The 12,548-nt window shown below is 70.2% G+C and carries 7 protein-coding genes and 1 pseudogene; 4 read left to right on the forward strand and 4 right to left on the reverse strand.

Features of this window, described 5'->3' with window-relative positions; all coding sequences use genetic code 11:
- Positions 1–552: 552 nt before the first annotated feature.
- The 4 genes and pseudogenes from ACZ7OY_RS42090 to ACZ7OY_RS42105 form a co-directional block, all read left to right on the forward strand.
- The gene (locus ACZ7OY_RS42090; RefSeq protein ID WP_472250798.1) at positions 553–1,056 is read left to right on the forward strand and encodes a hypothetical protein; all 504 of its coding nucleotides are present in this window, start codon (positions 553–555) and stop codon (positions 1,054–1,056) included.
- Positions 1,057–1,514: 458 nt separating this feature from the next.
- Complete coding sequence (locus ACZ7OY_RS42095; RefSeq protein ID WP_472250799.1) at positions 1,515–2,021, forward strand: hypothetical protein; 507 nt, start codon at positions 1,515–1,517, stop codon at positions 2,019–2,021.
- 457 nt (positions 2,022–2,478) lie between these two features.
- On the forward strand, positions 2,479–2,850 hold the full coding sequence (locus ACZ7OY_RS42100; protein WP_472250800.1) for a hypothetical protein: 372 nt from the start codon (positions 2,479–2,481) through the stop codon (positions 2,848–2,850).
- 362 nt (positions 2,851–3,212) lie between these two features.
- Positions 3,213–3,359: pseudogene (locus ACZ7OY_RS42105) on the forward strand (IS5 family transposase); the annotation flags it as partial.
- Here ACZ7OY_RS42105 and ACZ7OY_RS42110 read toward each other — a convergent pair.
- The 4 genes from ACZ7OY_RS42110 to ACZ7OY_RS42125 form a co-directional block, all read right to left on the reverse strand.
- Complete coding sequence (locus tag ACZ7OY_RS42110) at positions 3,343–4,041, reverse strand: alpha/beta hydrolase (protein ID WP_472250801.1); 699 nt, start codon at positions 4,039–4,041, stop codon at positions 3,343–3,345. The pseudogene ACZ7OY_RS42105 and the gene ACZ7OY_RS42110 overlap by 17 nt on opposite strands.
- 305 nt (positions 4,042–4,346) lie before the next feature.
- Positions 4,347–7,772 carry a hypothetical protein gene (locus tag ACZ7OY_RS42115; protein WP_472250802.1) on the reverse strand — a complete coding sequence of 1,142 codons (3,426 nt, stop codon included), beginning with the start codon at positions 7,770–7,772 and terminating at the stop codon, positions 4,347–4,349.
- Positions 7,769–11,422 carry a hypothetical protein gene (locus ACZ7OY_RS42120; protein ID WP_472250803.1) on the reverse strand — a complete coding sequence of 1,218 codons (3,654 nt, stop codon included), beginning with the start codon at positions 11,420–11,422 and terminating at the stop codon, positions 7,769–7,771. Before ACZ7OY_RS42120 ends, ACZ7OY_RS42115 begins: the two co-directional genes overlap by 4 nt.
- A gap of 43 nt (positions 11,423–11,465) precedes the next feature.
- Complete coding sequence (locus tag ACZ7OY_RS42125; protein ID WP_472250804.1) at positions 11,466–11,822, reverse strand: hypothetical protein; 357 nt, start codon at positions 11,820–11,822, stop codon at positions 11,466–11,468.
- Positions 11,823–12,548: the final 726 nt, after the last annotated feature.

The raw sequence follows: 12,548 nt of genomic DNA on the forward strand, positions 1-12,548 counted from the left end.
GCGCGCGGTCTGCTCCGCAGACACGACGCGGCGTCGCTACGCGACGCTCCCCCGCGCTCCGCGCGGGAAGGCGGAACTCCGTTCCGCCGGCCGGATCACTCCGTGATCCGGCGGTCCGATCCGGCTAACGCCGGATCAGTTCGTTACAGGCCTGCTCCGCAGTCCTGTAACGAACCTGACGCACGCTCCGCGCGCGTCAGAAAGGCAGCGGCAAGGGGCAGGGCCGATCGGTGCTTTGACGGGTTGTCAGATTTCATATCTGAGGGTGCGTCGGCTGGTGCGTCATTCTTGATGCCGGATTGAGTCTGGGATCATAGCGCTTCCCCGACGCGTGGCGGACTGGTGGGTTTGGCAGCGTTCATGTCTCGCCTTGTCTAAGCGATCTGACCGGACTTCAGGGCGGCAGGGTTCTTGCTCTCGTCGTCCGCTCCGAGTTGGTGAATGGCTTGAAATGAAGGACTAAGGAGCACGCATTTAAGGGAGAATATGAGTGTCTGAAGGAGCGGCAACTCCTCCGGGCACAAGAAGTCTCCCAGCGAGCAAGGAGCAGGAATGAAGCTTAAGCCGATTTCCATGGATGTATTCGCCGAAGCCCGGGAGGAAGCTCACGCGATACTGGCACGCCTTATGGGGCGTCTCGCTCCGGGTGAGCATGTCCTCCGGCTGGGCGTCGACATGGACGGCCAGGAAAGCCCCCTGAGTGCCACACTGCCGCTGACCGTGGAGGGTGACGGCGGCCTGGACGATCTGGTGGCCGCGGACGCCAAGTGGTTCGACAACTTCGCGTTCCTGTTGTCCTGCGGGCTGGCCCAGACGCTGTGCTACGGGGTGATGTACCTGCGCTCACCCGCAACCGAGCCGGGCGGCTCGGCCTGCACCGTGCAGGCGTGGCACCTGGCTTGGGGTGTGTTGGGTGAGTGCTCTGCTGCTGAGGCGGCGGAGTTGATCGGGGGCGGGGAGCCTGCGCTCTTCCTGGACGCGCCCGGGGTTCACTGCGCGGAGGACGAGGAGGAGGGCGAGGCGGTGTATCCGCCGGTGGCCTACACGATCCCGTAACGGCTGCGGGTGGCGACCTGGCCCGCTGCCTTGCCCCGGCCTCGCCGGCGGGGCACTCGGCGGGGGTGTCGGTCAAGGTCCGGCATCCCCCGCCTGAGCGGCGCGGAGCGTCGCGGTTTTCGATGAGGGGCGGTCCGCATCAGCGGACCGCCCCTCATCGCGCATCGCGTAGCGATGCCATTGCTGTTCTTCGGCGCGCGGAGTGCGCCCGGGTTTCCGCCGCGTAGCGGCGGCGCGTCACGTCTGCGGAGCAGACTGCGCGCAATAAAAGGTTCGGGAATTCGGCTTTGCTGGGTGTGGTTTGGGTTTTGCTGGCGGGGAATTGTTTGGTCCGGTAGGTCGGCAAACCTGGTCCGGTAATTCCCCGCCAGTGTGCCTCTCCCAGCGAGGCTCTTCTATCCTAGGGGCTGTTGTCTTATGTCGGGAGTGCTGCTGCGCTCCGGGTGGGGAGCGGGGGGATGGTTGTGCCGGACGGTGCGCTGCTGCGCTTGGTGCATGAGGGGCGGTGGGTGGTGAGCCGGGCGTGGATCCTGCAGTGGACGGGTGCGTCGGCCGGGACTCTTGCGCGTTGGTATGCGGAGCGTCATGCGCAGCCGGAGGGGCGTCGGCATCCTGAGGTCGTGCATACGGTGGGGCGTACGCAGTTCTTCGATCAGCAGGCTGTCGAGGCGTTTTGGGCGGTGTGGCAGGAGGAGGTCGGTACGGGGCGGCTGGGCCGGGCCGGCCGCAAGCCGGGCAGTCCCGCTACCGGAGGGGCCGATCGTGCGCAGCGTGAGCGGGCGGTGGGTGTGGCTTTGGCCGCGCTGCGCGAGGACGGTGGCTATCGGCGGGGGCTCGCCGCGCGTCTCGCGCGCGAGCATGGCGGGGTGGCGCGCAGTTGGCAGCGTGCCGTCACCGAGGCCCGGGCCCTGTACGACACGGACGCTTCCAGCGCCGCGCTCCAGCAGTCCACACAGAACCTGTAGCCACCACCACTGTGCTGTGGCCCGGCAGTTGCTGCCGGGCACACTCCAGGGGGCCTCGCCACCTTGAGGGCTGGCCCGGGGGTACGGCGGCGGCAGGTAGCGCGGAGGCGGGCGCCGACGCGCAACAGCCATCAGGCCGGCCCGATCCCCCGACGGCGCGCCCACCCCGCCCCGCCCGTCCCTTCCACTTCCTTCTTTCTGGTCATGGGGTGCGGGGGTGTGCAGAGGGGGATGTCGGCAGTCTGACCGTGCGATAGAGGCTTGTTGACCTGGAGTGGGATGGATGTCGGCTGTCGGCCTGCGCAACATCTGACGCAACGTCCAGGCGCAACAGCTGACGCAACGTCCAGGCGCAACGTTGGGGTGCAACAGGGGTTCCCGCCCCTCAATACTACTACTATTATGAAAGTAGTGGGGGGTGTCCCTGGAACCGCGGTAAGTCAACGAAGGGGAAGACGTGGAAATCCAGATCTCCGACGGGATCGTTCGCAGGCTGCATGGAGGTGAGGACGCGCCCATGGGTGCGGCTGCCATTCGGGCCCGTACGATCGCTGACTTGCTGCCCCTGGTGTGCCAGCGGGCGGGTGTGACCATCGTGCACAACTTTGATGCGAATTACACGGGAGTTCGTGTCGACACCAAGGTTGGTCCGATCGTGCTCGAGATCCCGGTGAATGACGGGTTATACCGGCTCGTTCACCAGTTCCCGGAGCCGGACCGGCAGGGTCGAGCCGAGGTGGAGATCCGCCGCTTCCCGCAGATCTACAAGCCGCAGGGGGTCGCGTTCATCACGGCCGAGTTCCTGCGCTCGCGAGGGTTTCTGAGCTAGTGCGCTGCGGGGGCGTGTCGGCCGGGGCGCCCTCTGCCCGGACTGCAGGAGAGGAAGGGATCACGGTGGAGCATACGCGGATCGAGGCGGCAGGAGTCCCGCTCACGGATGCCGAGCAGGAGCAGACCGCTCACGCGTTGCGGGAGTTGGCGCACAGTGAGAGCGACCCACGCGCGCTGCGGGTGCCGCGGGCGCAGTTGGAGATGATCCGACCGTTCTTCGAGCTGGGTTGGGCGATGGGGGTGCGCACCGGTCACACGGGTTCGGCACTGCTCGGTGTGCCGGTGGATCGGCAGACGGTCGCGCGTTCGTTCGTCCTGCTGATGGCTGAGCGGTTGGCGGATCCTGTGGTCGTTGCTCTCGACCCAGTCGACTACCGCGAGCGTCACGCGGTTGAGTGCGGGATCAACCGTCTCAAGAGGCACCGTGCCGTCGCCACCAGGTACGACAAGCTCACGGTCCGATACGAGGCGACGGTTCTGATTGCAGTGATCAACGAGTGGTTGTGACTACCTGGTTCCGGCTGGGCGCGATGCGGGTGGGGAGCAGCTCTTGCAGGAGTTCCACGGTGAGGTCAGGCTGACCCACGAACGGGGAGTGGCCTGTCTGCCATTCGCGCACGTCGGTGCAGCGCGAGGCCATGGTCCGCTGGAGGCCGGGGTCGATGGCGCGGTCCTGTGCGCAGATGACGTAGGTCGAGGGAGTCTTCTTCCAGCTGTGGTGCTGGGGGACTCCACGTCCGCAGCCTGGGGCTTGTGCACGCAGCAGGCCGACCGCCTGCGCGGCCAGGGCTTCAGGACAGTCGCCATAGAGTGTGTCGATGGCCAGGCCGGGGTGCAGGGTGGTCGAGCCGTCCGGCTCGGCGACGATGGCGTCCTTGAGCTGTTGGGAAGCACCGCCCAGGCTGGCCGCGCTCTCGCCGGCATCGAGTACGAACGCTGCCAGGTAGACCAGGTGTGCTGCTCCGCGGACCCCTGTGATCACCGACCCTCCGTAGGAGTGGCCGAGGACGACCGGGGGCTCGGGCAAGACGTCGATGACGGCCTGAACGGCGGCGGTGTCAGCAGCCAAAGAGCCGCGGTGGAGCTCGGGTACAGCAACCTCGGTTCGGTCGGTCCGCAACCGTTCCGCCAACACCGCAAAGTGCTCGGGACGGTGATACAGGCCGTGAACAAGCACCACAGCAGCCAACTCGTCCGTCTCCTCAGGTCGACACCAGACCGGTGAGCCTAGCCCTGAACCACGGACACCTCCTCACCTTGATCCACTTTCGATACACGGCCTAGCCGCTGCGCCGCCGCACCGCTGTCGCCCAGGAGCGCGGCACAGCGGCCAGCGCGCGGCGGCCTCCCCGGCTCAGGTCCCGGCCCGAACCCGGCACGTCCGGTACCCGGGCCGCCGCTGCGCACGGCCGCCGTGCGATCCCATCGTCGATGCCGCAAACCCAGCAACGGTGTGCTTGGCAACGACGACAGGCAGGCGACCTGGACCACACTTCAGGTGTGCGACGCGGGGATCTGAGCGATCCCTCTGTACTCCTCGTCCGTGTACGCCACCAGCGACGCGAGGGCGGCCGCAGCGAGGCCGCCGAGGGCGTTTCGCCATGGGGCGACGCAGAGACACTGAGCGATGGCACGCCGGGCCGGCTCGAAAGGCATGGCCTTCGCCAGAGCGTTAAGCACCCGCGCTTGGGAAACTGGATCGACGAGGTCGTCGACCAGTTCCTCAGCTTCCTGGTGTGTCCCGGTGGACACCAGCGCTTCTCCGATCCAAGACAGTGAGCGGTCGCGAACAATCGAGTCCTGGAGCGTGCGAGCAATCGCGGCGGCCTCGGTGAGGAGGGTGCGCGCCCGCAACGGATCGCCGCAGGTGACATGCGCTGACCCGACCTCGGTGAGGCACTCGGCCAAGGCTTCCGGGTCGACGATCCGGCGGCTTTCCGTCTCGGCCTCGGCGAGCAACCGTGCTGCTTGTTCCGGGTGCCCGCACGCGGCGAGCCCCTCTGAAACGAGGCAGAGACGCCAAATGCGGTGGCCGGGCTTCGGCAGCTCCCGGGCCTCCGTCTCGCAATCGGCCAGTACGGCTGTTCCCAGCGCCAGGTCGCCCTGAACCCCCAGCTTCTTGCCCACCCGGTCGAGCGCCGGGTTCCCGTACTCCCCCGGGTGCTCGGCGGTCCGGGCCAGCGCCACGGCCCGCTCTCCCGCTCCTGCAGCGGCCAGGCTTTCGGCCGTGTGAGCGATCTCGTACGCGCGGTAGGTCGAATCCGCGAGGGCAGCCGCGACCTCCGCCGCCTCCTCAAGAACCTCCACGGCATGGGCATGATCCAAGGCTTGGGCCGTTGCCCGCCCGACGCGGATGAGGAGTCGGACTCGCCACAGTGGGTCGGTGATCGTACGGGCGAGTTCCTCGGCCCTTGCCAGCTCGCCCGTTTCGACCAATGCCTCGCCCAGCCAGTTAACGACTCGTTCCGCATCGGAGTTGTCGGCATGGGCGCGCAGAACGGTCTCCGCTTCGTCGAGCAGGCTGAGAGCCCGGTCCCGCTCTCCTGCCGCAGCGAGCGCGTCACCCAGCCAAATCAGGGATCTTGCATCGCTCAGTGCATCCACGGTCTCGCGGGCCAGCGTTTCGCTCTCCAGGGCCAGGATCTCGGCATCCGCGCAATGCCCTTGAGTGATCAGCGCCTTGGCCACCGAGGCGAGACCGCGCGACCGTTGCCCTGAGTCGTCAATCGAGCGGGCCAGTGCTTCGGCCCGCCCCACTTCGCCGCGTTCTGCCAGGTCCGTGGAGACGAAGGCGAGCAGCTGGTCCTTTTCCACGGTGTCCTGGGCGATGGCCACGGCCCGCTCGTGGCAGCCGGCAGCGGACAGTACGATCCCGAGCTGCAGAAGCGTCCAGTCTCTCTGCTCCGCTTCCTTCGTGTTCCCGGACCGTGCTATAGCCTCGGCGAGGTCCAGCAACTTCATCATTCGTACACGCTGTTCGGGTCGGTCGCGCAGATGCCACGCGATGCCGATGAGAGAATCGGACGAATCGGGTCCAGGGTCCGAGCCGCACGCGAGCGCTTCGGCTTCCGCCCACATGTTCTCGCCCTGCTCTGTCTCTCCCAAGTCGTGCAGCACCCGGCCCGCACGAGCGAGCACGCTTGTCCGTTGCCATAATTCATCGAGAGAACCCCTACGGGCCAGGGCAACCGCGTCGGACAGCGCCGCGCAGGTGCTGTCCCGGTCGCCGGTCTCGCGCCACCCCTCCGCCGTCGTCATCAGCGCCGCCGCGGAGACCGCCAGGGCCTGCGCCCGGTCCGTTGCTTCGCGCAGCACGGCTTCGGCTTCCTGAGGTCCGCTCGGCCACCACGCCCGCGCCACCTCGGTCAGGATCTCGACCCGCCGCACCGAATCGAGGTCGGCACGTGCGTTCTCCGCTGCTTCTGCGAACAGTGCGTCGGCGTCCGAGAGCGGCCCGGTATCGGCCAGCGCTCGCGCCGCAGCATTCAGGGCCTGGGCTCGCCGTACCGGCTCGGCCAGACTCCGAGCCAGCGCTTCGGCCCGACGAGGCTGGCCCAGCAAGACCCACACCCCCGGCAGCTCGACCGGCAACGACGCGTTGCGCGCATGGAGTGCGTCGCGCCGGACAGCCAACCGCAGCAGCAAGGTAAGGTCCGGGGACGTTGCTTCGGCGAGGGCGTACTGCGCGACGCGGATCTCGGTGAGGGCCGCCGTGTCCCCGCCGATCAGCTCACGCATCCGATCGTGGCGGGCGCAGTCGGCGGCGAGAACGGCCATCCGTGACAGGTCGGCCGTGGCGCGTAGCATCGAGAAGTAGCCGCGCAGCAGGTACTCCGGGGTATCCGTAGGCCAGTGCCCAGCCGCGTAGCGACCGGCCCAGGCATGGATCCGGTCCCGGTACGCCCCCAGTTCCCTGGGGCCGAGCATCCGCACCGCGTGGTCCAGCAGTTCCTCGTGACCGAGGACCAGGACCGGAGGCAGTTCGCCAGGGCGGGTCTGGCTCTCCCGGACGCGGAAGGTACGCCCGGCCCTGCTGCTCAGCAGCTCCTCCACGTCGTACTGTCCGAGGCCGGTCAGCTCGGCCAGTTCCGCGGCGCCCAGACCACCGCCGGAGGCGGTGAGCAGGCCGAGCAGATCCCGTTCGGCGCCCTGGCCGGCCAGCAGTTGCTTCAGTTCGCGCTGCGCCTCCGCGCGGATCACCTGCGCGACGGAGGATCGTGGCAGGGGCCGTACGATGCCGGGGTCGCGCATCGGGTGGTGTTCCGGCACGTCGCCCGGCACCGGTGGGTCGGGACGGCCGGCGAGGATGACCCGCAGCCCGGCGGGCGGCCGGGCCGGCAGCAGGGCGGCGATGCTGTATGCGTCAGGGCCCGTGGTCACCCCACGGTCCTCGTCCAGACCGTCGACCAGCAGGATCAGCCGCTCACCCCGCCCGTTGCAGAGGTCCGCCGCGTCCTTCAGTAGCCGCAGGACGTGCGCCTCGCGCGTCGAGGGCGTCAAGAACGCGGCGGGACTTTCACCGAGCAGCTCAGCGAGCTGCTCCAGGACGACGTCGGTGAAGGCGATCCGGTCGTTCTGCGCGGCGAACCGGGCGGTGACGAAGAACGGTACGATCCGAACCCCCGCGGGAGGGTGCAGGGTGAACCAGGCCATCAGCGCGCTCTTCCCGGCCCAGGGACCCGCCTGCCACCACACGTAGGGACCGCCGTCGGGCGCGGTGCAGAACGCGGCCAGTTCCCGGAGTTCCGGCTCGCGGTCGACGAGCGATTCCGGGGCGATGCGCCGGACCTGCTCGCCGTACCCGGAGCGCGGCGCCGGCTGAGCCCCGACCGTCACGTCTCCGTGGACGATGCCGCTGACGGCCACCGCTCCGGCCCGCGCCTCGGCCGCGCCCGTACCGGAGGCCCGAAGGGAGGTCATCGCTGTGCCTCTCCGTCGTACCGCGAGGTGCTGCAGGTCGCCGAGCCGGGGCCGTTCTCAGGCGTGTCCGTGCCGCGTACCCGGCCGAGGTGCATGGTGATGAGCGCCGGGAGCGCCTGGGGGGCTAGGCGGACGAGGTCGTCGAGCAGCTGCCGCCAGTCGCCTAGCGCCAGTGCGTGCGCCATCATCCGTCGCCCCTGGGCGGGTTCGACGAACCACGTCAGTCTCCCCTGGGTGCGGGCGCGGTGAAAGGAGTACGGGATGCGCTGCGCCAGGTCCACAGCGGTGCCGAGGTCACCGATCGCGGTCACCACTGCCACAAGACGCTCCAGTCTCTGGGACGCATTCCACCGATCGGTCGTCGGGTGTGAGAGTTCCTTGGCCGCCCTGTGGGCCCACACCCGCGCCAGGCCCGGCTCGCCCGATCTCGCCGCCGCCCCGACCAGCGCGGCCATCGCCTCCGCTCGCCAGTACGGGTCGGCGATGCCACACGCCAGTTGTGCCGCGGTGTCGTAGCAGCGGCTCCAGGCAAGCGCCTCCGCCGCGTACCGCTCCATCGCGCCGCGGAAGCGGCTGCCCTCGTGCGTGCGGGCCAGATCGACAAGCCCGGCGGCCAGTTCATCGGCGCGGCGCCGGGCTCCGCCCATGGCGGCGGCTCGGGTCAGCGCGGTCACCAGGCGCGCTCTGTCGTCCACGGCGCCCGGGTGGGCGTCGAGCAGGCGGGCGGCCCGGTCCAAAGCGCCGCGAGTGATCGCGCAGTGCGCCAACGTCAGTCCGCTCCGGTCGCGTTCGCGGTCGCTGCCGATGCACCGCAGGAACGTCTCCGCCCGATCGAACTCGTTCCGCTCGGACAGCGCGTCCACGAGTTCGGCCTGCGCCAGCTTGCGGAACTCAGGAACCGTGATGTCCTGGACGGTCTCCTGTGCCCGGCCCGGTTCCCCTGTCACCGCCAGTGCACGGGCCCACGACACCTGTACCTGTGCGCGTCGGACCGGCGAGGTGGTGCAACCTGCGAGGCTGGCGAGGGCGTCGGTCAGGCGGGCGGCGTCCTCGTGGTCGCCTCGGGACACCGACGCCCTCGCCAGGGCGGCCAGCGCCCGGGCCTGAGGGCCGGGGTCGTGCCCCTCCCTGCAGAAGCGTTCGGCGGCCCGGGCCAGTTCGGCCGCGCGGTGGCCGTCCCCGCGGTCCAGCGCCACGCGTGCCAGCAGGATCAGCGCCTCGGCGCGCTCGTAGGGCTCCCTGATCGTGCGGGCCAGCTCCTCGGCCCGCACATCGTCTCCCGCGAGCGCTGCGGCCCCCACCGCGCCCACCAGCAGCGGCGCTTCGTTGCCCCGGTCTTCCTGATCCTGCGCAGGAAGAGCGGCGTCGGGTGTCCACGGCCGCCGGGCCACGGCTTCCAGCGCCCGTGACAACGCGGCCGCGCGCTCCCGGTCGGCACACGCCGTCAACGCCTCCACCGCCGCCCGGGCCAGGGACCTGCTCGACACCGCGTCCTGCCAGCTCGGATGGTCCGCCACGGCCGCCGTCTCAGCGATCAGGTCCGCCAGCCGCGCGGCGCGCGGCGCGTCACCCGAGGCCACCACGGCCTCGGTGAGCGGTTCGATGACCTCCAAGGTCCCCAGGTCCGGCCGGGCCCACCGCGTCAACTCCGTTGCCGCCTCGAGCAGTGCGGTGCCATGTCTTCCGATACCTGCGGACGCAGCGGCAGCGAGGTTTGCCTCGATTCCGGCTCGCCGCCGTGGGGAGGGCACGGTGCGGGCGAGGGCGGCCAGGGATTTCAGTGCGGCGGCCACTCGCTCGGGTTCCAGCGAGTCGGCCGCCCACGCCACGTCTGTGTGCCAGGAGAAACCAGAGCCGGTCCTCGCGAGTTCCTCGATGGCATCGGCCAGTTCAGCCGCCCGCCCACGCTCTCCGCTCGCGGCCGCCGCCCGTGCACGAGCGGCCAGGACGTGGGCCCTGTCGCTGTCGTGGGCGGCGTCCGCCAGGACGGTGCCCATGGCCCGGTCCAGGGCCGCGGCGCGGTCGTGATCGCCCGCCGCGCCCGCCGCCTCCGCCTCCGCCGCGTTGCGGCGCGCCCGCCAGACCGCATTGGCGTCTCCGGAGCCGAGGCTCTCGATGCCGTCGGCCAGGTCCGCCGCCCTCGCACGATCCCCTCGGGCACCCACCGCCAGGGCGACCTCTGCGAGAGCGGCGGCCACCGTGTCCGGCTCGTCCATGCCCCGCGCCAACGCCTCGGCACGGTCCGCCTGCCCCATGGCCGCCCAGACGGCGGGCAGGCGTATCGGGAAGTAGCTGCGGTCCACCAACCGCTGACGGTGCGCGCACAGCAGGGCGGTCCACACCAGATCAGGGTCCTCGGACGCCAGGACGAGCTCCCGCGCAGCATCGATCTCGGCCAGCACGGCGGCGTCCCCGCCCGTCGCCTCGCGGATACGGTCGTGGCGGGCGGGGTCGGTGGCGCAGGCGACGGCGCGGGGCACGTCGGCGGTGGCCCGCAGCAGTCGGGGATAGTCCCGCATCAGGTACTGCGGGCTGGCCGGCGGCCAGCCCCGGTCGCGGTACGTCGCGGCCCAGGTGTGCAGCCGTGCGCGGTAGGCGAGCAGCTTGTCCCGGCCGAGCATGGTGAGGGCCGTGGTCTGGAGTTCCTCGTGGCCAAGGACGTAGACCTCGGGGGCATCGGGTTCGGGCCCGGCCGAACCGCTGCCTCCCGCGCGGACGGTGAAGGTCCGGCCGGTGACCGCCCTCAGGTGCTGGGCGACCTCCCAGGGGGCGCAGCCGGTCAGTTCGGCCAGATCGACCCGGCTCAGCCCGCCTCCGGCCGCGGCCACGAGGCCCAGCAGGTCCCGTTCCTCTGGTGTGCCGCGAACGAGCCGAGCCAACTCCCTTTCGCAGTCGGCCCGGACCACCGCCGCGTACCCGGACCGGCCCAGCGGGCGGACGATGCCGGGGGCCCGCAGGGGGTGGTCCTCGGGTACGTCGTCCGGTACAGGCGGGTCGGGACGGCCGGCCACGACGACCCGCAGCCCGGCAGGCGGCCGGGCCGGCAGCAGGGCAGCGATGCTGTATGCGTCAGGGCCGGTCGTCACCCCACGGTCCTCGTCCAGACCGTCGACCAGCAGGACGAGCCGTCTGCCGCGCCCCTGACACAGCCGGGCCGCTTCCTCCAGGGCGTCGAGCAGATGGCCCTCGCGGGTGGCCTCGGTGACGTACGACGGCATGGGCTGCCCCAGCAGGGCGGCGAGCTGCTCGGCGACAACGTCGGTGAACGCCGTGCGGTCGCTCTGGCCGGCGAAGCGCGCGGTGACGAAGAAGGGCACGATCTCCACGGACTTTGGGGGGTGTAGCGCGAACCAGGACATCAGCGCGGTCTTCCCTGCCCAGGGACCCGCCTGCCACCATCCGTAGGAGCCGCCGTCCGGGCCCGTGCAGAATGCCTGCAGTTGCGCCAACTCCGCCTCCCGGGAAACAAGTTCAGGAGGCGCGATGCGCAGCACCTGCTGGCGGTAGCCGCTCCGTGCCGGGGGCGGTGCATGCACGGCCACGTCACCGTGGACGACGCCGCTGACCGCCACCCCGCCTGTGGTGGCGCGGGCGGCCCCGCTGCCGGTGACGGCCGCCGCCGACCGCTGCCACCATCCGCGCGCCTTCACCGAAGCTCCGTTCGTCTCACCGCGTGCGTACGCCGGACGCCGCTCAGCTCAGGCGTACCCCGCTGGTGGCCTCCCCTCCGTCGGTGGCGTCGGCCGTGCCGGTACGCTCCACCTCCACCTCCACCGCGGTCGTGCCGTCAGCGGCAGGGCCGGTGAGACCGGACACGGCAGTGCCTCCCGCACCAGCCCTCGAATCGCCGGTGTCGGCCACCCGCAGAACACGAGCACGGCTTGCGGGCAGAGCGGCCCATACAGCAACTCCGAGCGCCGACACCGCCACGAGCGCCGACACGACCGTGGCCACACGGTTCGCTTCGTCCCCCTTCAACAAGAAGAAGGCCACACCCAAGCCCGCGACCGCCAGGGAGGTCACGGTCAGCACGATCCGGCGCGCGTTCATTCCTCCATCATCACGGCATGCCCCGTACACCGGGAGGCCTTTGCGCAGAACAGTTCGACCTCCTGCGGACATCATCTGACGCCACACCACGAAAGAGGACTTTTCACTCCGAGTCAGCTCTCTTCCGACGGTCATCGGCCGCGCCCGTGACCGTAGTTCTGTCACGAAGAGTCACTGTGGAGGAGATGAAGAGAACAACGAAGAACCACGCTGGGAGCGGTTGGGCCCCGTCCTGTGCTGAGGGGCGGGAGAGGCGGGGCCTCAAGATCGGACAACGGACAGACACGAAGGACCCGCATCATGCCGCGACGAACGCGGTGCACGCCGGCCGGCCCAGCGTGCTCACCGGCATCAGCGACGCGCCCGTCCTGCGCGCCGTCCTGGACGAGGAACCCTGAACCGCCCTTCGCCTCGCTGGAGGCACCCGCCGTGATCACACCCAACGCCGCTGCACCGACCGCCATCCACTACGTCGCCGCCGCCCACCCGGGCGCACCGCGAAGCCGTCCCGGTGACTGATCAAAGACCGCTCGTCCAGAAGGAGGGCTGTCGGGGCCACCGTCGGCCTGCATCGCCGCGTCACGTCGCGGGCCGGCCGCATGCTGTTCGGCGAGGGACGGCATTGCAGCGATGGCTTCGGCGGCGCGTCCATGCCGGATGAGCAGCTCGGCCACTGCCGTCGGCCGCAGTTCGGTGTCCGCCCGCAGCAGGGCGAGAGCCTCCTCG

It is taken from the genome of Streptomyces sp. NPDC107559, assembly GCF_055657365.1.

Bases quoted from the DNA above. Each gene is read 5' to 3' on its own strand.
- ACZ7OY_RS42090 (WP_472250798.1), top strand. From the start codon at position 553: ATGAAGCTTAAGCCGATTTCCATGGATGTATTCGCCGAAGCCCGGGAG.
- ACZ7OY_RS42095 (WP_472250799.1), top strand. From the start codon at position 1,515: ATGGTTGTGCCGGACGGTGCGCTGCTGCGCTTGGTGCATGAGGGGCGG.
- ACZ7OY_RS42115 (WP_472250802.1), bottom strand. From the start codon at position 7,772: ATGACCTCCCTTCGGGCCTCCGGTACGGGCGCGGCCGAGGCGCGGGCC.
- ACZ7OY_RS42125 (WP_472250804.1), bottom strand. From the start codon at position 11,822: ATGAACGCGCGCCGGATCGTGCTGACCGTGACCTCCCTGGCGGTCGCG.